The sequence below is a fragment of the Paenibacillus sp. Cedars genome (genome assembly GCF_003184205.1).
GTDB lineage: Bacteria > Bacillota > Bacilli > Paenibacillales > Paenibacillaceae > Paenibacillus_AQ > Paenibacillus_AQ glucanolyticus.
In genome coordinates, this window is record NZ_CP020866.1 from 4823057 (window position 1) to 4848708 (window position 25652).

Annotated in this window: 21 protein-coding genes and 1 pseudogene; 5 read left to right on the plus strand and 17 right to left on the minus strand. The window is 43.7% G+C overall.

The window, feature by feature from the left end; genetic code table 11:
• Positions 1–807 precede the first annotated feature (807 nt).
• Positions 808–1713 carry a DUF8370 family protein gene (locus B9D94_RS23875; RefSeq protein WP_148248134.1) on the plus strand — a complete coding sequence of 302 codons (906 nt, stop codon included), beginning with the start codon at positions 808–810 and terminating at the stop codon, positions 1711–1713.
• Between the two features lie 270 nt (positions 1714–1983).
• Here the strand turns inward: B9D94_RS23875 and B9D94_RS31650 are convergent, their stop codons facing one another.
• The 11 genes and pseudogenes from B9D94_RS31650 to B9D94_RS23930 form a co-directional block, all read right to left on the minus strand.
• Positions 1984–2262, minus strand: a complete 279-nt coding sequence (locus B9D94_RS31650) for a hypothetical protein (RefSeq protein WP_367613805.1) — start codon at positions 2260–2262, stop codon at positions 1984–1986.
• 600 nt (positions 2263–2862) lie between these two features.
• Positions 2863–3183 carry a hypothetical protein gene (locus B9D94_RS23885; protein WP_148248135.1) on the minus strand — a complete coding sequence of 107 codons (321 nt, stop codon included), beginning with the start codon at positions 3181–3183 and terminating at the stop codon, positions 2863–2865.
• Positions 3184–3186: 3 nt separating this feature from the next.
• Positions 3187–3404, minus strand: a pseudogene (locus tag B9D94_RS31655) (YdbC family protein).
• A 32-nt stretch (positions 3405–3436) separates the two neighbouring features.
• Entirely contained in the window at positions 3437–6535 is a 3099-nt protein-coding gene (locus tag B9D94_RS23895; RefSeq protein WP_148248136.1) for a type I restriction endonuclease subunit R, read from the minus strand.
• Between the two features lie 2 nt (positions 6536–6537).
• Positions 6538–7644, minus strand: a complete 1107-nt coding sequence (locus B9D94_RS23900; RefSeq protein ID WP_148248137.1) for an ATP-binding protein — start codon at positions 7642–7644, stop codon at positions 6538–6540.
• 1 nt (position 7645) lies between these two features.
• Positions 7646–8893, minus strand: a complete 1248-nt coding sequence (locus tag B9D94_RS31660; RefSeq protein WP_253806031.1) for a restriction endonuclease subunit S — start codon at positions 8891–8893, stop codon at positions 7646–7648.
• Complete coding sequence (locus tag B9D94_RS23910) at positions 8890–10437, minus strand: type I restriction-modification system subunit M (RefSeq protein ID WP_148248138.1); 1548 nt, start codon at positions 10435–10437, stop codon at positions 8890–8892. The genes B9D94_RS31660 and B9D94_RS23910 overlap by 4 nt, the downstream gene beginning before the upstream one ends.
• A 426-nt stretch (positions 10438–10863) precedes the next feature.
• On the minus strand, positions 10864–12492 hold the full coding sequence (gene rlmD / locus B9D94_RS23915) for a 23S rRNA (uracil(1939)-C(5))-methyltransferase RlmD (RefSeq protein WP_148248139.1): 1629 nt from the start codon (positions 12490–12492) through the stop codon (positions 10864–10866).
• A gap of 519 nt (positions 12493–13011) precedes the next feature.
• Entirely contained in the window at positions 13012–13893 is an 882-nt protein-coding gene (locus tag B9D94_RS23920; RefSeq protein WP_006208333.1) for a diacylglycerol kinase, read from the minus strand.
• 18 nt (positions 13894–13911) lie between these two features.
• A complete protein-coding gene (locus B9D94_RS23925; protein WP_148248140.1) occupies positions 13912–14676 on the minus strand; it encodes a sirohydrochlorin chelatase in 765 nt (254 codons plus the stop codon).
• A 4-nt stretch (positions 14677–14680) separates the two neighbouring features.
• Entirely contained in the window at positions 14681–14971 is a 291-nt protein-coding gene (locus tag B9D94_RS23930; protein WP_006208331.1) for a YerC/YecD family TrpR-related protein, read from the minus strand.
• A gap of 290 nt (positions 14972–15261) precedes the next feature.
• On the opposite strand from B9D94_RS23930, the gene B9D94_RS23935 reads away from it, so the two are divergent.
• On the plus strand, positions 15262–15882 hold the full coding sequence (locus B9D94_RS23935; RefSeq protein ID WP_006208330.1) for a hypothetical protein: 621 nt from the start codon (positions 15262–15264) through the stop codon (positions 15880–15882).
• A gap of 206 nt (positions 15883–16088) precedes the next feature.
• Here B9D94_RS23935 and B9D94_RS23940 read toward each other — a convergent pair whose 3' ends face one another.
• From B9D94_RS23940 to B9D94_RS23965, 6 genes are all read right to left on the minus strand, one after another.
• Positions 16089–16454, minus strand: a complete 366-nt coding sequence (locus B9D94_RS23940) for a YrhK family protein (RefSeq protein WP_148248853.1) — start codon at positions 16452–16454, stop codon at positions 16089–16091.
• A gap of 198 nt (positions 16455–16652) precedes the next feature.
• Complete coding sequence (gene corA, locus B9D94_RS23945; protein WP_148248141.1) at positions 16653–17609, minus strand: magnesium/cobalt transporter CorA; 957 nt, start codon at positions 17607–17609, stop codon at positions 16653–16655.
• Between the two features lie 115 nt (positions 17610–17724).
• Complete coding sequence (locus B9D94_RS23950) at positions 17725–18714, minus strand: inorganic phosphate transporter (protein WP_006208327.1); 990 nt, start codon at positions 18712–18714, stop codon at positions 17725–17727.
• A gap of 14 nt (positions 18715–18728) precedes the next feature.
• Entirely contained in the window at positions 18729–19343 is a 615-nt protein-coding gene (locus B9D94_RS23955; protein ID WP_006208326.1) for a DUF47 domain-containing protein, read from the minus strand.
• 230 nt (positions 19344–19573) lie between these two features.
• Entirely contained in the window at positions 19574–20704 is a 1131-nt protein-coding gene (locus B9D94_RS23960; protein WP_172963992.1) for a DUF3048 domain-containing protein, read from the minus strand.
• A 495-nt stretch (positions 20705–21199) separates the two neighbouring features.
• Positions 21200–21649, minus strand: coding sequence for a hypothetical protein (locus B9D94_RS23965; RefSeq protein WP_036640835.1), 450 nt, complete (start codon positions 21647–21649; stop codon positions 21200–21202).
• A 545-nt stretch (positions 21650–22194) separates the two neighbouring features.
• Between B9D94_RS23965 and B9D94_RS23970 the strand changes: the two genes are divergently transcribed.
• From B9D94_RS23970 to B9D94_RS23980, 3 genes are all read left to right on the plus strand, one after another.
• Positions 22195–22731 carry a DoxX family protein gene (locus tag B9D94_RS23970; protein ID WP_148248855.1) on the plus strand — a complete coding sequence of 179 codons (537 nt, stop codon included), beginning with the start codon at positions 22195–22197 and terminating at the stop codon, positions 22729–22731.
• Positions 22732–22991: 260 nt separating this feature from the next.
• Positions 22992–23516 (plus strand): DoxX family protein, encoded by a 525-nt coding sequence (locus tag B9D94_RS23975; RefSeq protein WP_148248856.1) that lies wholly within the window; start codon positions 22992–22994, stop codon positions 23514–23516.
• Positions 23517–24722: 1206 nt separating this feature from the next.
• Positions 24723–25262 carry a DoxX family protein gene (locus B9D94_RS23980; protein ID WP_148248142.1) on the plus strand — a complete coding sequence of 180 codons (540 nt, stop codon included), beginning with the start codon at positions 24723–24725 and terminating at the stop codon, positions 25260–25262.
• The last annotated feature ends 390 nt before the right edge of the window (positions 25263–25652 follow it).

Consider the following 25652-nt stretch of genomic DNA (forward strand, 5'->3'; position numbering starts at 1 on the left):
TTCTGTATGTTATCAAAGGCTGACAAAATTTTATGTTCTCTTATTAATATTTAATGTACATCGCAATTTTCATAAAACTGGTTATTTCCAAGCTCAGCATCTTTATCGCATAAAACGCACTTAGGCATAAATATTCTCTATTCTATTTATCTCCACTTATCCTAAATAATGCTCAAGGCTTTATATAAACAAAGAAAAACGACATTTCTGCCGTTTTGGTTTAACGTGTTGGTGGAGACTAGTGGGATCGAACCGCTGACCTCTTGCATGCTTTGCAAGCGCTCTACCACGGATGGCTGGTTAAGATCATCATTACAGTGTTTTTCAAAATCTAAGATATTATTATTTTCTTCACTAATTGAGATTACATATTCATTAAAGAAATATCATGGAACTCTCTGAAGATCGCGCTTTTCATACAATTACATATGAAAATTTTTTCTACTTTCGCGTGATGTTATCCATCCTCCTCTTGGATACAAAGATTAATAAAGTAAACTCTCGTGATCCGCAGATTGAACTGTATCTTGATGCCATCTCTACGGATCTCAATACCACCAAGCATCATTTTCCTCTATTGGGCTGAAGCATGGTTAAACACCTTGCGACAATCTGGAATGTAATGCTTCAAGGTCTCTCTCTCGATCTACTTGGCCTCCACAACCACAACCGGAAAGCTAAGCTTAATTGCTAAACAATCTTATTGTAAAACCATGTATAATAATGTAAAGTAAAATTATGTAATAGTGAATTTATCCTAAGAACTAATCTATTACCATAGTGCATGAGCACTAGAATGGGGGTTATATGAAAAAGCATATTTCCGAACTTCTTAACCATGCTCGAACTGGCCATTCTCACTTTGAATTCGTGGATATCAATGTCTTAGATGATCAAGCATTATTTATTGACCCTTGTTTAATAGAAATTCAACGAGGACCTTGGTACAATAATGCATCCAAATTGTTGGATAATTTCTTCAATAAATTTTATGAAGCGTATCGTAACAATGATACTCTTAAAAAACTAGAGTTACTATCCTGTGCAAGAGAAATTAATTTTACAAAGTTAGGTTATGGAAAGGGAGATAATGGGCACGGAAATACAGCTGAAGGTCTAATAGTAACTTTTAAAAATCTGGAAAGTCTGACAGTGAATATACCCTCTATTACAAAAGCAATGGACTTACCTGTTACTATATCAGGCTTCAATGAAGATGGACTTTCAGATATGATAACTAATATTTTGCACCTCCAATTGAATGAGTTTACACTAGAACAATTAGCTATTACGAATATAAAGCCTAATTCTGAAGACACCTTTAATACTTGGGATTTCGCCTCATCATCTTGGAAAAAAGTAACAGCCCCCTGCTATCGTTATGAAAAAAATAATAAGATTCTACTAACTCCAAAACATATCGTTAGAAAAAAGTATCATTTTGGTGCAAATCAATTTTTAATGCGTGTAATTTTAGAAAGAGCTAAAAAAGAAACCGCATATACTAACCCAAAAGGGAAAACTCGGTATCGGACCACCAAGAAAGAACTCAAGCTTGCAATACCAAAAGAGGATCGTGACTGGAAATATAAATATATTAATGAAAAAACAGAAAGTGACCAGTCTTTCTTAATTGACTACCATGACGCCATCCCTTACTTATACAGTAATAAAGCAATGACTGATGCAGAATTAGACAAATTTATTTATTAGTCAGAACTACGTATATAGTTCGAACTTGACAACAACGCAGTTGCTTGATGATTGAATAATAAGTAACAGCCCTCCACCACTGAATAGAGCAGTAGAGGGCTGTTGCTATTGACAACGAAGGTTTAGGCATTCCCGTTAGATAAAATCCGAAGCAATGACACTACTGCCTCCACATGCACTGTATGCGGGAACATTCTGTCATGGATGCAATCTGTTACAATCCGTAGAATCCTTGGTTTGACGGGCTTTCTGCCGAACGACATCCGTTCTCTATGAGCAATTCCCACGAATCAACAAACTTGAGGGAGATTCTTCTTTAGTAATTAACATCAACGATTCTTTAGCAATATTCCCCGGCAAATTCGACAGCCTCTTTGACTGATTCAGCGTTATATCATCAAACAAATTCCGAACAAAACGACTATTTGAAAAGTGATCGTCTTTTTCATTTAATCTCGATTGCAACAAATTACGGACTTTTTCAATAGCATGCTCTTCGGCAATAGTCATTTTGATTACAGGTGTAATTGAATATTTGAACAAGCTCATCGAGTGAATAATCACTAAATGAAATCAAAGTTATTGAACCTTGACTTTTATCCTGGGTTGGATTCAAAGAATTGCTCCATCAAATCTGTATACCCAGCAACCTTTCGCACGATTAATTAATCTTTTCACCTTGAATGCTGTTTGTCCTTGATACTCAGCAATTAAATCAGTCCTGCTCGCATCAATAAATTGTCCTTTACTTAGTAATCAGATGGCTTTGTACATCCTCCCAACAATACGAGCCACTGTAGTTTTAGCTGTGCCTAGGTTACATTACCAATAAGTTCCATGTGCAAAGTCTTGTTAGACTTCTTCAAACCGCTTTTCACTCGTAAATGTTGTATTTGATTATAGTCAATCAAATCACGGACTTGCTGCTTCACATTCTCAAGATCAACAATTCGTCTAATTGATTGTAAGTGCTCCAACTTTGCCATGGTGTCCAATTTTTCAACATTACGTTGGAATGTTATCGAACGTTGGAAATCAGTATCTGTTTTATAGTTTTTTTCTAATCATGTTGGTCTGCCCTTTCTTAAACTAAGGCTTAGTGAAGGCTTCCCCGACAATTTCTGAACAACTTCACAAAACTTCTCCCACTCAGGCGGATAGGCATTGCTGCCATTTGTGAATACTTTTTTCGGACAACTGAATCTCCAAGCTCCACTGCGTTCCATCAAGAATATGAGGATCGATGTATTCTTTATCCCAACTCAAGATGTTACATTCCCTTAGCCCATTTCGAACCAGTGTTATTCCTCCAGCATCCATATTCAAGATGATCGGAGGTTCAAAATACTCATCTTTAATGTTCCAAGAAATGTGTCCATTCACTAAGTCAGCTTCAAACTTGTAGCTCGATCCAAAGTATCCGCCTATATAAGCTTCGATTTTTTTGATATTGTTATAATCCTGATTCAATAGCTACAACCCCAAACCATTAATCCCGCAGCGTAACAATCTCTTCCTTAACAATGTGACACCTTTGCCCATTTTCTCATGATCTGGCTTACCATTCACGGATATCATACTTAGCTTCTTTATCGTTCCAGCTTATACTTCTCAGTTCCTTTGTCCAACCCTTTTGAAGATTCCGACAATCTGCCGTGTATTTGAGTTACTTTATATTTGAATTCTGCCATTTCTCCACACTGTACTTTCTATTTTAGACCTATTAAATCTTTCCACCTACTCCCTTAAACTTATCTACAAAGGCAGAGATTTTCTGAAAAACGCTCTGCTTTTTTGTTAAATACTGAGGATTAAGAGGACTCATTTTTGGAAGAATTTCATTAAGCTCCGTTCCATTTTCACTGGCAAATTCTCTTTTTAATGAAGTTAAAATATATCTTTTTGCCGCCTCTTCATTAAGATTTTCAGTTTTAATCAATTCTTCTGCTTCACGTTTTTGCTCAGTTTGAGCAAATGAGAAGAAGGCATCAATAATACTTGCTTTATCTTGAATATTGTCTAAATCAGCTTGGTTAATAAAATCAACTACTAAGCTTTCTTTTGCACGGTTTCCTACACTAGAACGAATTAATCGGCGAACTTCTTCAACCAAGAATGCTTTATCTTTCACCTTTTTGTTATGCTCAAAAATAAGTTCAAGAATGTAATCTAAGTTGATCTCTTGGGATTTTAGAAGATCTACCTCAAAGACAACATCATCCCAATCAATAGAGGCATTTCCTTTTTCTTTTCCAATTTTTTCACGACGAAACCAATCACGAATATCATTATATGAAGAACGATAATCTTGATTAGCTCTCTCTTCTAACACTTGAATCTCTTGCATAACAGCTATATCTTCATCCGTTACATAATGAGTAGCCTTAAAATCTTCTAAAGCTTTAGGGTCAGTCATATCTACTGTTTGTAAAGCTTTTAAAGCTGAATATTCATCATAGTTCTGTAGGATATTTTCAATACGCAAATATTCACCAAATAGTTTAGTAAATTCTTTCTTATCCTTTTCAGTAACAATCTCATCAACATTAGGAAAACGTTCCTTTAATTCTCTTACTACATCTGCATAACCACGACGGGCTTCACCCGTTGCCACATCAGCGAATCCTTCCATATACTCTTTGTAACTTTTTTCCAAAACCACATTTTTAGTGTTTTTATCTCCAAAACGAGTAATTGCGTCTATGGTTGCTTGTTCTAAATCTCTAAAAGTAACAATATTCCCAAAAGTTTTGGTGGAATCATAAATACGATTTGTTCTCGAATAAGCTTGCATTAAACCATGATACCTAAGATTTTTATCAACAAATAAAGTATTTAATGTAGGTGCATCAAATCCAGTTAAAAACATTCCAACAACAATTAATAAATCAATCTCTTTGTCTTTTACTCGTTTAGCAAGGTCACGATAATAATTTTGAAACTCTTTACTTTCTACGCCATAATTGGTTTTAAACATCGCATTGTAGTCTTTGATGGCTGAACTTAAAAACTCTTTTGCACTACGATCCATTGCTGAAGGTTCAAAAGTTTCATCAAGAATTTCACCTATCGCAGTTTGCTCTTCATTAGCAGCAAAGGAGAAGATTGTAGCAATCTTAAGAGAGTTATTGCTTCCTTGTTGTAATTTATTTAATGATTCATAGTAGAGTTTGGCTGCATCGACACTGCTCACAGCAAACATGGCATTAAATCCTTTTCCATTCGCGTTTAAACGATGGGTTTTTACTCTATAATTATTAAGGATATATTGAGAAATTTCTTTAATGCGTTCAGGATGCAGTAGTGCTTCTTTATTTTCTGCTGCCGATAGCTTTTTCTCGTCTTGTTCTTTTTCGATCGTTTTGAACTTGGGACGTACATCGTTATAATCTACTTTGAACTTTAAGACCTTTTCATCTCTAATGGCATCCGTAATTACATAAGAGTGTACCTCTCGACCAAAGACAGAAGCAGTCGTTTCAGAACCTAACGCATTCTCCGGGAAAATAGGCGTACCTGTAAAACCAAATTGATAGAACTTCTTAAACTTTTTTTTGATATTTTTTTGAGCTTCACCAAATTGCGAACGGTGAGCTTCATCAAAAATAAATACCACTTGCTTATGATATATAGGTAACTCTGTTTCGCTTTTCATTAGGTTATTCAGTTTTTGAATCGTCGTCACAATAATTTTATTATCATCTTTTTCAATGTTACGTTTTAATCCTGCGGTATTTTCCGAACCATTAACACTATCAGGAGAAAAACGCTGATACTCTTTTATCGTCTGAAAATCCAGGTCTTTCCGATCTACAACAAAAAAAACTTTATCGATAAAATCGAGTTCAGTAGCCAAGCGAGCTGCTTTAAAACTAGTAAGCGTTTTCCCGGAACCAGTTGTATGCCAAATATACCCGCCGCTTTCCGGGCTACTCCATTTTTTCGCTTGATATGTACTCTTAATCTTCCATAGTATTCTTTCTGCTGCGGCGATTTGATAAGGTCGCATCACCAGCAGGTTATCGCTTGAATCAAATACGGAATATTTTAGCAGTACATTTAATAACGTATCTTTCTGAAAAAAAGTCGCTGTGAAATCTTTCAGATCTTTAATGAGGATGTTATCCGCTTTGGCCCAGTTCATCGTAAAGTCAAAACTGTTCTTATCCCGTTTCGTCGTATTGGCAAAATAGCGGCTATCTGTACCATTAGAGATCACAAAGATTTGTACATACTTAAACAATGAGTTTTCGGAATTAAAACTCTCTTTGCTATATCGATGAACCTGATTAAAGGCTTCACGAATGGCAACCCCACGCTTTTTAAGCTCCACTTGTACTAGGGGCAAGCCATTGACTAAGATGGTCACATCATATCGATTCGCATGCGTTCCTTTTTGTTCAAATTGGGATATAACTTGTACCTTGTTACCGGCAATATTGTTCTTATCTACTAGGTAGATATTCTGAATATGTCCATCATCAAACACAAAATCATATATATGATTGTCATGAATTTTACGGGTTATATCGATATGGTTGTCACTCGGTTTATCTAAATACTGTTCACAAAACCTAAGCCATTCGGCATCTGAAAATTGCATTTTATTCAAGTCTTGGATCTGCACACGAACATTTGCAAGCATCTGTTCAGGAGACGTGAAATTAGGTAGATTTTCATAGCCTTGATTCACTAAATCTCGAATCAGTTCTCGTTCTAAATTAGCTTCCGTTTGATAGCCGACTCCTTGTTCGGCTATCTTGCTATATTTATCTAGAACGATGTAGTGATTTGATTCAGTAATGGGTATGTACTCGCTCATCTTTATGCCTCCTTCCTAAAGCTATAGTTATTTATCAAATGATCGAATAATAGCCTAACCGTTTGTTTTTCCTGAGGAGACGGCTCTGCTGCACTTGAATCCGCCAGTGTAGAATGACTGGTAAATTGGATAATTCGATTATAATAAGTTTGTTTGTTATCAGGTAATAAGTCAGACCATTCTCGAAATCCAAGAAAACTAGCTGTTTTTTCATATAGATTTCTTAAAAGAGTGAAATGATATTTTTGTACTTGATTGTTCTCAATAGCTTCCTCTATCGTCTTCTTCAAATGCAAGTGATAAGAAAAACTCTTATTTGAGTCTCCTGGTTTTTCTTCTAATTCGAAAGTACCATCTTCTTGACGGCCTAGCATGTAGCAGGTCTTTTTATTAACTTCATTATAGAGCACATTATAAAAAATAGGATTGTGAGTTGTAATAACAAACTTTAGTCCGGAATCACTTTTTTTGATCAAATGAGCCAAGTCTACAGCCAGCTGAATAAGATGGTTGTCATCTAATGATGTTACAGGATCATCTATAAACACATATTCCAACTGATTAAGTTTATCTGTTTCTCGTTCACTCGGCTCAGCTACATTTAATACATCAATAACTTGTTTAAGTAAGCTATAAAAAACACTCCAAACAAAGCTACTTTCCTCACCTTTTGAAATCTTAATGTTTGGAGAAGATTCTTCATTTCCCCTTTCATAAGAAAATGTAACTTCCGAATAATCCGAATTGAATTTAGGTGTTAATCTACGATCAGTATAATTCTGAAAATGACTAATGACATTTTGATCTTGACCCTGTTCATTAAGCACCCATTCAGTAAAAGAGTTGGGATGAATTTTAAGTTTTAAATCAATATCATTTGCTAGATCATTGTCCCAATAGAACAAATCTTCCGTAAAAGCGTTATAGTAAATGATTTTTTTGCTAGCTAGTCCCGTTTCGTCCGTCTCTGTATCGTTTTTAGGTGCAACCAACAATCTAAATTCTTTTGATAGTCTGGTTTTTCCATTTCCATTAAAGCCATACATTAATTGAACTTTTTTATTGCTATCTATTAATTGTTGTGCAATTTCAATTAAACTCTTTCCCATACTATGCTTCTACCTCACTTTTCGGAAATGAAAGTAGCATATCACGATAATATTCGTATTGTTTTTGACGCATCTCTATTTCACGAGGTAAACCCTCGGTAATATCGTTCACAAGGGTATCGAAGTGATCGAGAAATAATGCAATTTTATCCTGTGTTTGAATATCTGGCATCGGAATTGTAAAATTTGCGATATCTTTTAAACTGATATGAGGTATAGCACCGCCAGTTTTCTTTAAATCAACGTAATTGCTGAAAGCACCACTCGCGATATAGTGGTAAACATAATGACTATTAGCTTGTTCCGTACGGATACGTGCCACTCGCTGTACTAATAGTAATGGTATTTGCTTTTCACTAACCATGCCATAACTTTTTCCTACAAGGGAACCATCCATGGAAATCACGATATCGTCTGCTCTTAAATGATATTTTTCAAGTCCATCGTCATTTTTCCAATATCTATTATTGTTTTCAGAAAAATCAAGAACGCCTCGCTTGATATTCATTCCACGCATAAGACGAGTACCCGTTTCAGTGAACTGTGAACTATCAAAAGGATTTCCTGTTAAAAGGTCACAAAAATCACCTATTTTCTTTTTCTGTACGCCAGAGTCTATTAAATCTTCAAAAAATCGATTTCTATAATACTCATATTGCTTTTTACGAGCTGTAAGCTCTGCTGTAAGCTCTGCTGTAAGCTTCGCTGTAAGCTCTGTGAATGCGTCCAATATACGGACGATTTCTTCTTGCACTTCAGGGGGGGGAATAGGAATTTTTGCTTTTCTTAAACCAGTCTCGTTAATCGCTGAAATTTTCCCCGTAGATATATGTTTCTTAATTTGGTCATGAAAGTGCTTGGTTCGTAAAAAGTATGAAACATACTTAGGATTCAAAGAACTTCTATATGAAAAACAAGCGTCATGAATAACAACCCCTGTATTTCCGAGCCAAGCGGTACCATTTCCGATATCTTCAATTGTTTCGCCAGCGGCAACAATTACTACATCACCATGATTTGCAACTCTTAGCTTTGCAGCTAAATCATGACTTAAGAATGATTTTGGCGTATTTGCCCAGATATTATAATGCGTATACATTTCACCATAATGAATACATGGAAAACCCTCTGAAAGCATGTCGGTTTTTACAAATCTCTTGCCTCGTGTAAATTTGCCAACTTCCCCTAAAGGCTTCCACTCAACCTCAACCCCATCAAGCAATTTATCGATAGAATTAGGATTAATCAAGATTCAATCACCTCAATAATGTCATCAATTTCGGCACGAAGTTGGTCTATCTTGGCTACAGTTGCTTTTATTTCTGCATTCAGCTCATTTATATCAATGACTTCCCTTGTGTCTTTTGCTTCCACATAGGAGCTCACAGATAGGTTGTAATCGTTTTGTACGATTGAATCATAATCAACAGATTTTGCAACATGCTCAACATCTTCTTTGCTGCCAAACATTTTCATAATTTGCTCGATGTTTTCATCTGTCAGTATGTTATTATTGGTTGCTTTTTTATAGAAATCTACTCCACTTGCATCGATAAATTGAGTTTTATTATCGGTTTTATGCTTAGAGAGAACCAAGATATTAACGGCTATTGAAGTCCCGTAGAAAAGATTAGGTGCTAGTGAAATAACCGTTTCAACAAAGTTATTATCAATTAGGTACTTTCTAATTTTTTGCTCTGCACCACCACGGTAAAAAATACCAGGGAAACAAACGATAGCAGCACGACCTTTACTTGAAAGGTAGCTAAGCGAATGAAGTACAAAGGCAAAATCAGCTTTAGATTTTGGTGCTAATACGCCTGCAGGAGCAAATCTTTCATCATTAATTAGTGTCGGGTCATCACTACCAACCCAATTTACGGAATAGGGTGGATTAGAAACAATGGCATCAAATGGCTTTTCGTCGCCAAAGTAAGGATCTCGAAGCGTATTTCCTAAAGCAATATTAAATTTATCGTAATTTATGTTGTGTAAAAACATATTCATACGAGCAAGGTTATAAGTAGTATGATTAATCTCCTGTCCATAAAAACCATCTTCGATAATATGAGCATCAAACTGTTTCTTTGCTTGTAATAGCAATGAACCTGAACCGGCTGCAGGGTCATATATCTTATTAATCGTTGTTTGCTCGTGTATGGCTAATTGAGCAATAAGCTTAGACACACTCTGCGGTGTGAAAAACTCTCCCCCAGATTTTCCTGCATTTGCAGCATAATTTGAGATTAAAAACTCATAAGCATCACCAAAAAGGTCAATTTGGCTATCTTCAAAACCTCTAAAATTAAGCCCTTCAACACCTTTAATCACAGCTGCAAGACGACTGTTTTTATCCTTTACAGTATTCCCCAACCTATTGCTTGTCGTGTCAAAATCCGCGAATAATCCTCTAATATCTAGTTCAGATGGATATCCATTTGCTGAATTTTCAATAGCAGAAAATATAGCAGCTAAATCTGTATTCAAGCTTTCATTTGTGTTGGCGGTTTTCGAAATATTAGCAAACAGCTGACTCGGATATATGAAATAACCTTTTGTTTTAATGGCATCCTCTTTGATTTCTTTCGTTATAATATCATCAGGAAGTTCTGCATATTTGATGCTTTCGTCTCCCGCTTCAATATAGCTAGAAAAGTTCTCGCTAATGAAACGATAAAAAAGCGTTCCTAAAACATATTGTTTAAAATCCCATCCATCTACTGAGCCACGGACATCATTGGCTATTTTCCAGATTTGGGATTGTAATTCGGCACGTTGTGCTGTACTTGACATTTGTATACCTCCAATATTTCTTCTTATACATTGATTATAGAAGCACTTCTAAATTGAAGTTTTCCTTCTTGCCATATTCACAAAGCAATGCAATGTTCTTGTCTTTTCTTCTAACGTAGCGTTTAAAGGGACCTGTGATCTGTTTTATTATGCTTTCGCGATATAGCGCATAATGTCCTTGCCATGTTATAGGTCCTCACAGTATTACCAGCAGGCGTTTTTATATCTACACCAAGATCATACAGCTCGATAATGACACGATTGCACTTCGTGTTTTCGCCTTTCACTGTAACATGCAGAGCGTGATGAATTTTTCCAATTGGTCACTGTAAACTTGAAATAATGTTTGTCTACAACCTTTCGTCCTCTGTACCAATAACATTCAAACTCTGTATCACATCTAAAAACCCAGTAAACATAATGATTCTAATGATCTGTGTCTTTCCTCACCAACACCGCCACGCACTCCACATGCACCGTATGCGGAAACATATCCACTGGCGTTACCTCCACCGTCCGATACCCGCCATCCTCCAACACACGCAAATCCCGTGCCAGCGTACTTGGATTACAACTCACATACACCACACGCTCCGGCTTCATCTCAAGAATCGTCTCCAAGAGTCGCGGGTCGCACCCTTTACGCGGTGGATCAACCACGAAGACATCTGCCTCGATGCCCTGCTCTTTCCAACGAGGAATTACATCCTCAGATGCTCCGACTTCAAACTCCACATGCTTCATACCATTGAGCTCGGCATTCGCACGCGCATCCTCGATCGCTTCCTTCACGATCTCGACCCCGTACACCTTCTTGGCATGCTGGGCCAAGAATAGGGATATCGTCCCGATGCCGCAATAGGCATCAATCACGGTCTCTTCCCCGGTTAATCCGGCATACTCCACCGTTTTACCGTACAGCACTTCCGTCTGAGCCGGGTTCACCTGGTAGAAGGAACGCGCAGAAATCGCAAACTTCACATCTCCAATATAGTCATGGATGACCTCACGCCCCCACAGGACACGGGTCACATCACCAAATATCACGTTGGTCTTACGTGTGTTCACGTTCTGGCAAACACTCACCACAGCCGGGAGTTCCTCACGGATCGCAGAGATCCACTCGTTCACACGTGGAATCCGCTCGCCGTTCGTGACGAGCACAATCATCATCTCCCGGGTAGCAAAACCGATCTTCACCACGACATGGCGAAGCAGGCCTTGGCCAGTCTCTTCATTGTAGGCGGTGATGCCTAGCTTCCGCCCTATGGCTTTGACGCGGCTAACGACCTCGTCGTTCTGCTCATGCTGAATGAGGCACGTCTCCATGTCCACGATCCGGTGACTGCCTCGGGCGTAGAAGCCGCCGACCAGGCCGCCTTCCGTTACGCCGATCGGCACTTGGGACTTGTTGCGGTAGCGCCAAGGCTCGCTCATACCGAGAGTTGGCCGCACATGGATCCCCTCTTGATCTGATTCAACGCCGGACACGGCAGGATTCGCCCCGTTGGTTTCAGAATTCTGAATGTCCCCTCCACCAGCTGTGCTACTCCGCTCATACATCACACCTGCCCCCGCAGGCGTCTCTCCACCTTGCGCTCCGGCCCCAAATGCGGTCCCTTTGCCGCTTCCGTTCCCCTCACGCACCCGCAGCTTCCCAATCCGTTCCAGGTTGTCCACCACCAGTTGGCGCTTCCACTCCAGCTGACCGGCGTAACTCATATGCTGCAGCTGGCAGCCGCCGCATTGATCGTAGATCGGGCACGGGGCCGCGATGCGGTTCGGGCTTGACTCGACCAGCTCCAGCAGCTTGGCGTAGCCATACTGCTTCTTGGTCTTGAGCACCTTCACCCGGGCCTTCTCGCCCGGCAGGGCGCCCTGAACGAACAGGGTGTAGCCATCCGCACGGCCGACTCCTTCCCCGTCATGATTCATTCCTATAATATCGATCACGACCTCGTCGTTCTTGGCCACCGGCAGGTCCAGGAGGGCGGCCGAAGACGCCGCCGGCTTGCCGCTGCGGCGCATGTCGCTTCCCTTGCGGTTCTTCTTCATGTTGTGCTGTTCACTTCTTTCCGTTCAACTTGTCTCTTGCTACTCTATATTCCCCATCGGATCATCATCCATAATAAAAGCGGATGCTCTCCGTTACTGTTCCTTCACTTAAACAACAAAAAGCTCCCCCAAGGGAGCTTATCGCACAAGCTCACGTCCATCATTATACGGGAGCTTCCTATGTTATTCAATCCAAGAACCTGCAAATCCAATCATTTACTTACAACAGCCTGGAGTCTTAACGGCGATTCGCAGCCTGTTCCATCTCTTCCAATGGCCCATCGCCTCAATCGCCTGCCTATCCCTGATATCCTGGCTAGTACACTGACTCAGACAAAACAATCATTAGTCATATACGCACTCGGCGCTATCTCTAGCCTTGGGTATTGCTTAGTTAGCACTTCGGCGCTGACTCCCAACTATCGGCCAGGCCACCGTGTCTTATGCACCCGATGCTATCGCCCAACAGTCAGTTATCGCTTCCTACGCATACTAACGCCATCTCCCACAACCGCCATCTCACCCAAAAATCCTTAAATGCTGCGGCAGGACACGGAACGTGCCCGGCAGGACGCCACCGAACTCGCCGTCCAGGTTCAGCTGAACCGGTCCGGGAGAGACGACCTCCATATAGTCGGTGCGGAAATGCACGACCTTCTTGTCGTTGATATGCTCGCCGCGCAGGGCGAGGGTTGCGACGCGCACGAACTCCGCCAGATTGCACTTGCGCAGCGCAATGACGTCGAACAGGCCATCGTCAATGCTCGCGCCCGGCGCGATTTTGTCGAAGCCGCCGACCGAGTTGCTGTTGGCAATGAGGAACACCATGAATTCGTCATGGATCGCCTCATGACCGCTGGCGTTGATGATGAGCTCCTGCGGCGTGAGGCTGACCATTTTCTCGATCCCCTTCAAATAATACGCCAGCTGCCCGATCATCGTCTTCAGCTTGCTTGGCACCTCGTAGGTGAGCTCGGTCAGCGTACCGCCGCCCGCTATATTAATGAAGTAGCGATCATTGGCTTTGCCCACGTCAATCGGACGTGTCTCGCCTCGAATCACCAGATCGCAGTACTCTTCCCAGTTCTTCGAGATGCCGAGTGCTCTTGCAAAATCATTCGTGGTCCCCATAGGGAATATGCCGAGCGGCGGAAGGTTATCCCTGCCAGCCATCCCGTTGATAACTTCATTGATCGTTCCGTCTCCTCCGGCGGCAATCACAAGATCGTACCCCCGCTCTACAGCATCTGCAGCTTCACGGGTAGCATCTCCCTCCCCCTTGGTAGCATGACTGGAGGTTTCAATGCCAGCACTGTCCAGACGGTCCAAAATATCAGCAAGCCGACGCTTCATCTCCTCCCGGCCGGAGGTTGGATTATAGATTAACCTTGCACTTCTCATTAACGATACGCCACCTACTTATGATTTCAAGGATTGAAGAAGAAGTTTGGCCTGCGACTCCATCCACTGCGGAAGCAGCGGGTGTGGAAGCAAAGTCCTGCCGGTATACCGGCATTCAAGCCCCTCGAGCCGATCGGGTATAACCTTCTCCGTAAAATACCCCTCACTCAAAAAAAGCGGAGCTACGATCACATCGCAGCCGCGCTCCATCCATGCTGTCACTTTGTCCCGCACATCGCCGGGACTGAGTAAGGCATAATCCGCGCTTGTACCGCTTACTTCGCTAACTCGCCGTGCCAATGAGTTAATACCCTTTTCCCAGCGGCGGCGAAACAGATCATGCCTGCTGCCGTGTCCGACAAGAAGAATGACCTCCTTCGCCGGATTCACGGACAGCTCTCTTACTTTATCCCATACCATTGCGGCAATCTCGGGGTCGTCATCCATCGGCACACTGAAGTGAATCCGGGATCGTACCCTGAACGGCGCAAGGTCGGTTTCCATGTCCGGAACAGCCTTCGCTCCTATAGCATAAGCTATTTCGTCAACATGTGTGCTGCCGGACGAGACAAATAACGGAATGACCACGATGTCAGTGACACCCTGATCCTCCAAGGCCGTAATGCCGTCCTGAATCAGACGGCCTTCTACCAATTCCAGATAGGAAGATACGACCGGTATATCCATGCGGGACGCCAATTCGTGGACGGCTTCGTCCACCAGCGACACCCAGTTCTGTTCACGCGAACCATGACTAATGACCAGCACACCCGGCTTCGTCATGGTGTTAACGCCCTAAACGCTCCAGCGTCATTTTATAACCGTCATTGCCGTAATTCAGGCAACGCTTCACACGCGAGATGGTTGCGGTGCTTGCTCCCGTTTCTGCTTCAATCTGGTTGTATGTGCAACCCTTGCCAAGCATACGCGCTACTTCGAGCCGTTGTGACAAGGACTGGATTTCGTTCACGGTGCAGAGATCATCGAAGAATACATAGCATTCTTCCACACTGCTCAGGGTTAATACAGCTTCGAATAATTGATCGATGCTTTTATCATTTAACTTCTTTAATTGCACTGGATGATCATCCCCTATTGTTACTGTGTATAACACTCGCACTCCCATTGTACCCGAGCGGATATAGTCTTTTCAAGCATTAACGATTTCACGCACTGCAGGACAACCATTACGAGAGGTCATTCACCCTGATGTACTCTCTTATTTTCACCTAACGAAGGACACGCCAAAACCTTCCTGGGCCATCGCCCGATTCCGCTCCTATCCCGAAAATAGGGGTATTCGCCTAAACCCATCGCCCGCCCGTATCATACAGTATAGTATCTTAACTCACAAAGGAAAGTGATATCATGACTGGTCATTCTCACTATTATCATCGCCGACCTTCCTCTTCTAAGCGCTCGCTAAGCGAATATGATTCACTGCCGCAGGAGCCAACGTCATACCCCGGTATTTCTCCATACAGCGATTTTCCAGAAGTCGGCGAATCCAATCTGTATCCATACGCTGACGCTCTTTCAAACGATACGCTGCCTGTACCGGGCATGGAGGCTTCGGCTTCGGCTCTAACACCATCCAGCAACTCTGGCGGCGGGGGTCTGGCAAGTCTCCTCGGCGGAGGCGGCAGCGGGAGTGGAGGCGGAATAAGTAAACTCCTTGGCGGCCTCGGGGTCAACAATCTGAGTGACGTCAAGGGCCTCATCGATCGGATGGGGGGCATCGACGGGCTGGTTAACAACATCGGCAAGGTACAGAAGGTCATGCAGGGCTTCCAGCAGCTTGCGCCCATGGTTTCCCTGCTTGCAGGCGCGTTCACGAAGAAGAAGGGCGGCCGCGGATCATCCACGGCATACACGGACCAGAACGACGACTACGAATACAGACCGCGGAAACGCCGGTCCTCGGGGGGCAGACGACATTCCGGCTCGCGCAAAAGCTCAGGATCACGCAAAGGCAGACGTCGTCGTTAATCTGAAGTGAAATCTCGGCATCAGCACCGCGCATTTCAGCAAGACCACAGCCTCTGAACAGCTGAGACGATCTGCTCTGACCAACAGCGCAGCTGCGCCTTAGCGAACAACAGGCGGGATAAATAGCAAGCTCATACATGACGAAGTAGGCTCCGGTCTGTCAATTCCAGACTGGAGCCCTATCTTTTTCCTAAATATGATTCTATTCAGCGCGTCCAGTCCCCTTCGGGACCGGCTTCTTGCTGCTCGTCGCTCTCAAGTGACTTCAGGCGGAACCAATAGGAGCCGCGCAGACCGGAACGCAGCAGCATCGTAATGCTGCCCAGCAGATACAGCACCGTCGCAATCCGCTTCATCTGCGGATAGAACATCAGAATGCTGCCCGCAATGAACAGCAGCCCTGTCATAATTTCGCTGATGACCATGCCAACCTCGTAACGGTTCGTAACGGCCAGCTTACGCTTTCGTTTCCAGGCCAAGCGGAACATCCGGCGCAGGAGCCGGTTACGAACAGGCTCATCTTGATGACGCGATGTACGCTTCTTGGGATGTGGTTTGAGCCCAGGCTTCATATGCAGTCCCCCCTCAGCAAGCTTATACCCCTTACGGAAGAACAAGAACCACAGCGATTCAGCATTCGCCTTTTTTATGTAGGACAACCCTTCCCGATGATCCGATCAACATTTACCTAAAACTTGGAACGGCAGAGACACTGGAAGGAAGTCCGTCTGATTCAGAAGAGCTTAACGACTTCACGTCCACGAACCCTCTTATTTAAACCAGCCTCGCCGAATAAACCACGTCACCATGCCGCCCCCGAGCACAAACATCAGCAGAAGCACAAGGAAATATCCATAATGCCACCCAAGCTCCGGCATATTCTCAAAATTCATCCCGTAAATCCCGGCGATCAGGGTGAGCGGCATGAATATGGTCGTGATGACCGTGAGTGTTTTCATAATCGTGTTCATCCGGTTCGAATTCACCGATATGTAACTGTCCCGAAGATCCGCCGTCATCTCGCGGTCCGCCTCAATCATGTCCGCCAGCTTCAGCAGGTGATCATAGATATCGGAAAAATAGGCATGGTGCGCGTGATGCTCCATATGCTGCGAGTTCACGATCCGGTACAGCAGATCCCGCATCGGCACGACCGTCCGCCGCAGGCGCAGCAGTCTGGAACGAAGCGCAAACACCTGATTCATCAGGTCCTCAACGGAATCCTTCTCCCCTTGGCTTTCCAGCTCGGCCAGCTCATCCTCTATGGCAAACAGGCTTGGGAAATACTGATCCACCAGCTTATCCATAATGGTATACGCCGTAAAGCTTGGACCATCCTGACCGAGCGGTCCCTTGCCGGCGACTGAGGTCACCCGTTCCCAGGCATCATCCATTTCGGACAGCTCCTGCTGGTGGAAGGAGACCACAAACGCAGGGCCCAGAAACAGATCCACCTCCACCGCCTGCAGCGTATCCGGCTGAAGTGCATGCAGGACAAAAAACTTCGTTTGTTCGTAATAATCCAGCTTGGGCCGCTGCAGAATGTGCAGACAGTCCTCCACCGCCAGCGGATGAAAATGAAAATAACTCTCCAGCATCCGCGCTTCCTCCGGCGTGGGATTGCTGAAATCCGCCCAGATCCAGGCGTAGTCCTCCATCCGGATCTCTTCGAGTGAAAGCCCGGTGACCGTTTCATAGCTTGGCGTAATGGCTAATGTGCGAATCATGATAGCATTCTCCCCTTCCCTGCACCTGCTGTTTTCTTTAAACAAAAAAAGCCAATCGATTCCTGATTGGCCCCACAACTATCCATAATCTATGTGTAATGTAGCGTTAATTGGTTTAGAAAAGAATTTTAAATATGATGCCTGCCAGCACGGCCGTAATCGGAATGGTAATAAACCAGGTTACAATAATACGTCCTGCCAGCGACCATTTTACAGCGGAGAAGCGTTTTGCTGAACCTACCCCGAGTATGGCCGATGTGATCGCATGCGTCGTACTGATTGGCAAGTGAAGCAGCGTAGCTGAAAAGATAACGGAAGCTCCCGTGAAATCAGCAGCGAATCCGTTGATCGGCTCGATTTTGAAAATCTTCGTGCCCATGGTTTTGATGATCTTCCAGCCACCTACCGAGGTCCCAAGGGCCATCGCCGTAGCTGCAGAGAGTTTAACCCAGAATGGAACTTCCATCTCGGACAGCTGACCTGACGTAACCAGGGCAAAGGTGATAATCCCCATCGCCTTCTGTGCATCGTTGGTACCGTGCGTGAAGGATTGCAGTGCCGCGGTAAAAATCTGCATAGTACGGAAGCCTTTGTTCACCGTATGCGGACTGCGCTTCGCAAAGATGACTTTTAGCAGCTGCATCACCAGATAACCGATAACAAACGCGATAATGGGTGATAGGATGAGCGCAAGCACAATATCGGTAAATCCGCCATAATTCAGCTTATCACTACCCGCTCCAACGAATACCGCTCCTGCCAAAGCTCCGATCAAAGCATGGGAAGAAGATGACGGCAAACCAAACCACCAGGTGACCAGGTTCCAGATAATCGCTGACAGCAGGGTTGCAATCACAACCTGCAGACCGTTATCCAGTGCTGCGGGATCCGCCACGCTGCCCCCTATCGTCTTGGCAACGCCGGTAAACATCATCGCACCGACAAAGTTCATGCCGGCTGCAAGTAAAATTGCCGCACGCGGCTTCAAGGCCCGGGTTGATACCGATGTTGCTATGGCGTTCGCCGTATCGTGGAACCCGTTAATGAAGTCAAATGCAAGCGCCAAAAAAACAACAATTACTAGTACTACCATCGTTGTATCCATAGTTCAGGACTCCCTTACGAGTTGCGCATAATGATGGATTCCAGCATATTAGCCACGTCTTCGCAGGTGTCCGTGGTTGTCTCAAGTCGTTCGTAAATCTCTTTTTTCTTGATCAGCAGAATCGGGTCAGATACCGTAGCGAACAGATCCTTGATGCTGATACGCAGCAGTTCGTCGCCTTGGTTCTCCAGATCGTTCAGGCGAATCGTGTACTCACGAATAGCCAGAAGTTTTTTCTGGGAGAGCAAATGAATGGCTTTCTGGATTTCATAAGCCGATTGACGCAGAATTTCCGCAAACTGCACCATGTATTCATCAGGTTTACCCAACTGATACATATAGAATCGGGATGCCGTAGCCTCCAGTCCGTCCATCACATCGTCCAAGCTGGTTGTCAGATCCATAATATCGTCGCGTTCGATTGGCGTGATAAACGTTTTGTTGAGCTCGGTGATAATTGTATGTGTATAGGTATCACACTGCGACTCATATCTCTTCATTTCGTTGGCGAATTCAAGCACATCCTGAAGATTGGAAACGTGCTGCGAAAAATAATCTGCGGCTTGTACCACCGTATCGGCCATATTCTCCAGCGTTTGGAAGAATATATCCTTCTTCTTCAATTTCATACTCTTAACCCCTTTTTTCGATAAATTGCCGCGAACGTCCTTAAAGATAAGACAACCTTGAATATCTTATCACATCCATGGCAGGGTGTGTATAGAAAAGTAACACTCAAAAATGTGAGAAAACAACAGCTGAGTTAATGTATGGATATCATTCCATTTCCCTTGCCTATTAACATCTCCGTAAGCGTGCAAATTATCCCAGAACCGTGTCGATTATCCGAACTTAGAACCTAAGGATTCGAGATGGTTACATGGCTTTCAAAAGAAGGCGCATTCGGCACAATGTTGAAATAAGTCGTTCCCGGAACCAGCGGCACTTCCTTGCCATCCTTCACAAAACGGATCGCATCACCCGCAGCTCTTGCCCACTGGCCCGTAATGACCTCTCCACGCTGGAACAGCATCGCTTCCCCGCCAGCTTCCACGTTCACGGCAAGTCTGCCCACATCATCCAGCACCTTATGGTCTGCCCCGAGGACAATTACATTCGCAGCCTCAAGCTGAACGTTATCGTTGAGATCCACGTGCGGAGATCCATTGACCGACCGTTTGTACGTATTCGAGGAGCCGTCATACTGATAATCCACCACATAGCTGTCCAGTAAAAATTTGATTTCGACCTTCTCTGCGGGTTCGCCGGAAACCCCCTCCACGGGTTCAGTGCCCTCTGCCCCGTCGCCGCTTGCAGCGATTGTCTCCGGATAGAACGTATACTGCGGCACCTGCACATCGTTGCCGTAATTGAGCTTGGCCGCTCCTTCGCGGAGCTTCTCGTCGCTGGAATACAAATTATGCGGAGCTTTGCGGTCGTTGGCCCTCCAGAAATAGGCCCCTGCATTTCCGATCTCATCCATGTCCTGCTTGCGCTGCTGTTGAATGATCGTATAAGCTTCAGGGCTGCCTCCTGCATGCACAAGAACGCCGCCATAGCTCTCGCCCAGATTAATCAGATATGGGCGGATACTGCGAATCGGTCCGATCTTCTCGATCCCGGACTGGCTTTGAAAGATGCCGATCAGTCTCGTGATTCCTCCCTCCGCCAGAACTTCATATACCATATCCGCTTGTCCCAGACCCGACTGCGGCCTTGCGGCTGGTGCGTTATTGATCATAACGGCCAGCGGCCTCTGCGTCAGTGACGCTTCTAACGGCAATCCCGTCAGAGGTGCGTGATAAGGAGAAGACGTATTCTCCTGCGTTTCTTCTGCCGGCTGCTCCATTGGAGCCTCCACCTCCGGTGTCGGAGCAGGCTCCGCCTTCTTATCCCCATTGCATGCTGACAGCAGCAGTACAGCCGCAATCGACAACAAGCTTGTCCTCCATGCAAACCTCTTGAAAGACAAAGACCCTTTGCTAAACATATTGTTTCCCCCTATGAACGCTCCCGTTACTTATTACCCTAATATCCCAACCCTTTTACCCGAAATTTCCAACCGACGTTTCAACTTTAATTTACATTTAATCACAAAATCCGTGCTTTGTCTGTATAAAGAAGGGATACCATCGGCTCATGAATCTCCTTCACGGAGTTGGCTATTATTTTCGGATTACGAGGAATGGATTATCTAGCAAACAAGTATAAGTTCTTGACGTGAGCTATAAAAAAAGCCGCGGTATCCGCGACTTCTGATGCGTGCATTTATCCTCCCACGTATTAGCATTTTTTCATACTTAGTAAGGTGTTAGCTTCTTTTTTCAGTAATTTCTAAAATGACTTACTTCTCATTCATGCTGCACCTCAATGAGATAGTGAGAATATTAAACATGCCAGTATTAGACTGCAAGATGGTACAAACAGAATATGAAGCTTTAGACATTTAAGTGTACTTTAAGCCAATACTAATATAGAGAGAAAACTATTTAGTCATTAGCATATCGTCTATTAATTTTATCAGTGTGTCGCTTCTTGAACTTAAGATCTTATATTTTTTCTCATTATTACTAACTTCAACAACTACATAGCCTCTATCATTAATCACAATTGAATAATTGTTTGACTTATTAACTATTACGATATCATATGCATTTGTTTGACTTTGAATATTCGTCCCACCTAAAACTCTTCGGTACTTGGAGAGTTCTAATAAATGGATAAAATAATCTGCATCTTCTCCACTAATTTCAGTATTTAAAAACTTACTATCTTTAATTTCATCAAATCTTACATTAAAATTTATTTTCTCCACGTTTTTCAATTCAAACACGTCGTTCGCACTTTGTGGGCGAAAATAATAAATTGTCCCAATAATCAATATTATAAAGAGAAAAAATAGAAAGACCTTTATGTACTTTTTTTTAATAGTCATTATTCATTCTCCCTCCTTATAAAATAAACTAACTACATGAACATGTAGTTAGTTTATTTTATTGTTACTGTCTTGACAACTTTAGATATAGAACGTGCTATTACAACCTCTTGTATTTGATGTTAGCTAGCACTTTTAAACACTAGACCGTAATAATTCCACGTCAAGAGCCATTCTCTATATTGGGAAGTACTATCTCTAAACAGATAACAATAATGTGCTAAATTATTAAATTCAGGAGTCTTTTTATAAATCACATTTGATTGTGTCATCGTACTTTCACCATTGACAATCGTTATCCCTACCAATCTGTGCCAAGATTCTTCACCAATTGCCTTAGTCTTCATGTTTGTCATATTCTTACCCAGTGCTTATTCTGGAACGTTCACAACTTTGTGATATTTATCACATATATTGTGAATATTTTCACTTATAATAAAAACATAGAGAAGGTGATCACTTCTAGACAACAAGAACCCACAGCATGGACATCAGAAACACAGCAATTATCCAAAAATCAAAAACTCACTTAAGGAGTGGTTTATATGTTTAACAACTGGCTGAGAACAAACAAATTTGCAATGTGGCTGCTGACCATCATTCGGGTCTACCTCGGATACGAGTGGATGACGGCAGGCTGGGGTAAACTAACCGGCGGCTTTGATGCCGGGGGTTTCCTGCAAGGCGCGATTGCCAACGCAAGCGGCGATCACCCGGCGGTACAAGGCTGGTGGGCAGCGTTCCTCGAACATGCGGCACTGCCGGGCGTGAACCTGTTTAACTTCATCATCCCACTCGGTGAATTCCTGGTCGGTCTCGGACTGATCCTCGGTACCTTCACCACCTTCGCCGCACTGATGGGACTGGTCATGAACGCCGCGTTCCTCTTCTCGGGTACGGTAAGCACCAACGCCCAGATGCTGCTGCTTGAAGTACTGGTCATCGTAGCCGCTGCTAATGCCGGTAAAATCGGTCTCGACCGTTGGGTACTCCCTTACCTCCGTGGTGTGTGGGGCCGGTTTACACACCGCGACAGCGAGCCTGAAACAACGACAACAAATTTCAAAAAGCGCACAGCTTAACATAGTCTGATTCAACAGAAAAGATGATGGGAACTTCGGTTCCCGTCATCTTTTTTTCATGCCAAGAACCCAGGCCAAATCGCACCTTACGCGAATACTGTATTTAAATACAGTTTTTTGCAAATATGAATAATTTGTTTAGAGACGACATTAAATAGATCGTTGCTGTTTTTTTCGGTGATCATCGCTTTAACGAATTTCAAATTTGCAAAAATCTGAAAACAAAAAAGAGAATGATTATTCATGGAGGAGTGGTGCTGGTGTTTATTCAATGGTTGCAATCAAACAAAATCGCAATGTGGCTGCTAACGGTCATCCGGGTGTATGTCGGGTATAAGTGGTTGACGGCAGGCTGGGGCAAGTTAATGGGAGGTTTTGATGCAAGCGGATTTATGCAAGGGGCGATTGCCAAATCTACAGGAGAACAACCCGCGGTTCAAGATTGGTGGGCCGTATTCCTGAAGCATGCCGCACTGCCGGGCGTCAAATGGTTCAACATTATCGTTCCCCTTGGTGAATTTCTCGTTGGGCTCGGTCTAATCCTCGGCACGTTTACCGCGTTCGCGGCACTTATGGGACTTGTGATGAACTCAGCGTTCCTGTTCTCGGGCTCCATCAGTATCAATGGTCAGCTCCTGCTGCTGGAATTCCTCATTATTCTCGCTGCTGCCAACGGCGGCAAGATCGGTATTGACCGCTGGCTTATGCCATATCTCCAGGAGAAATTCACACGCCGGGTCAAAATCAGCAGCGATCCCTCCACTCTTCAGAAGCAAACAGTCTGAGTAGAAGGAGTCTCTATGGTGCACCAATGGCATTCAGCAGAACAGAATCAATAGATTACGTAATACCAGCTTAACTCCAGTTTTAATGTGGTTATCTTTTTCCTCGATCAGGTGGCGTTTGGCTTCCTCTGCTGTCTGAGTCGACTCATTCGATTAACTTTAAGTATATTGTCCGGGCTTTTCCCCTCTGTCGCTTACAGCAGTGAACCACTTCTTTGCCAGCTTAAAACATGAATGTACTGCTCCTGCTAGGCTGGAAAATGCAGTCGTTCTGATCATTACGCCTACTCCTTAGCTTAAGTACCCGCTCTTTCTCTTACTTGGAGCCTGAGAGCTTGCTCCTGCTGTGTTGATACCCAATTATTCTGCTCATTAGTTTCAGGCACAGTACGGAACAGCTTTGTGCTCCACTCACACCAACGGGTGACTGCGGCATTCCATCCCGGTCATCCGTATCTTATTAGGCAATCCTTGCTCTCCGTACGACCCTTGATCTATATGTATACCGCATTCACATGTTAGACTATTTCTGCACATATGCACCCACAACTTACGACTTCCTGCTTACTCCTGCTAATGAGCGCACTCCTGCCACTGCCCTTTGCACACCAATTTCCTGCTCCCTTACCTTGCACATCACCTTCAAGTACTTTCTACATCTAACTTCATCCAACATACAGCTCCCCTAATCATCTTCCTGTACACCGCTGCCCTGTTCGCTCATGTACAATTCCTGACACTGCCCTAAGCACATTAACTCCCTGCTCCTTCGACTAGTTTCTACATTTGAACTTCATTCTGCTTACTGGCCTCTACTCTATTCCTCCACACTTCTGCACCGGCTCATGCTCCCTCCTACTACTGCCCTTTGCACACCAACATTCTGCATCTTCACTTACTTTCTACATCTGCGCTCCATCCTGTATACCGACTGCTCTCCACTCCTACTCCTCTATCCTACTGCTCTTGAGTTCTCATACTCTTACTCCTGCACATGCTTCCATTTCCCCAAGATGATTATTTTTTATGATATTAATCACAAATGTGATTTTTATCACATATATTGTGATTTATTTCACTTATAATAAAGACATGAAAGAGATGATCATCTTCCTAAATCAACACCAGCGCACAACTTCAACACATCTGAGAACCAGCAAGGAAGCTTTCATAGAAAAGAAATCATACTTTTAAGGAGTGGTTTATATGTTTAACAACTGGCTGAGAACAAACAAAATTGCAATGTGGCTGCTGACCTTCATTCGGGTCTACATCGGTTATGAGTGGATGGTCGCAGGCTGGGGGAAATTGACGGGCGGTTTTGAAGCAGGCGGGTTCCTGCAAGGCGCGATTGCCAAGGCAACCGGAGATCATCCAGCCGTGCAAGGCTGGTGGGCAGCATTCCTGGAACATGCAGCACTGCCAGGCGTGAAAATCTTCAACTTCATCATACCGATGGGCGAGTTCCTCGTAGGGGTCGGGCTGATCCTTGGTACCTTCACTACCTTCGCCGCACTGATGGGACTTGTCATGAATGCCGCGTTCCTCTTTTCGGGCACGGTGAGCACCAACGCCCAAATGTTACTGCTAGAGGTACTGATCATCGTCGCAGCAGCCAATGCCGGTAAAATCGGTCTCGACCGTTGGGTACTCCCTTACCTTCGCGGCCTGTGGAACAAAGTAACGCACAAAACAACCAAAGGCGACGGCAACACCCCTACACCGCTAAAAAAACAAACGGCTTAATATAGTAAGCAACTAAAACTTAAAGGATCTAGCCTATTGATTAACAGCCCGACTTGAGCAATCAAGCCGGGCTGTTTTTGTTCTGGCATGCGTTGGGGCATCATTTGAGCAAGGTCTAGCATACATTCGAGGTTTAGCATACGTTCAAGGTTTAGCATACATTCGAGGTTTAGCATACGTTCGAGGTTTAGCATACGTTCGAGGTCTTGCATACGTTCGAAGTTTAGCATACGTTCGAGGTCTAGCATACATTCGAGGTTTAGCATACGTTCGAGTTTTGCATACATTCAAGGTTTAGCATACGAGCTTGTACTTTCTTTCGAGCGTTACTTTATAAGGCACTGACTAGTTACTTCAATTTTAGCGGACTCAGCGGACCTTATTTTGACC